Consider the following 307-nt stretch of genomic DNA (forward strand, 5'->3'; position numbering starts at 1 on the left):
TGCCGCCGGTTTCACCGGCCTGCTGAGCATGTTCAACATCAGCGGGCGCTTCTTCAGGGCGTCGTTCTCCGACTATATCGGCCGCAAGAACACCTACATCGCGTTCTTCGCCCTGGGCGTGGGGCTCTACAGCCTGGTGCCGAACATGGGTCACATCGGCAACGTGGCGCTGTTCGTGGCAGCCCTCTGCATCATCCTGTCGAGGTACGGCGGCGGCTTCGCCACCGTGCCGGCGTACCTGGCCGACCTGTTCGGCACGGAGATGGTCGGTGCCATCCATGGTCGCCTGCTGACTGCCTGGGCGGCG

At 65.1% G+C, this 307-nt stretch carries 1 pseudogene; it reads left to right on the plus strand.

From position 1 onward, the window contains the following. A pseudogene (locus tag OH705_RS26965) lies at positions 1–307 on the plus strand (MFS transporter); the annotation flags it as partial.

It is taken from the genome of Pseudomonas sp. BJa3 (genome assembly GCF_026343815.1).
Lineage (GTDB): Bacteria > Pseudomonadota > Gammaproteobacteria > Pseudomonadales > Pseudomonadaceae > Aquipseudomonas > Aquipseudomonas soli.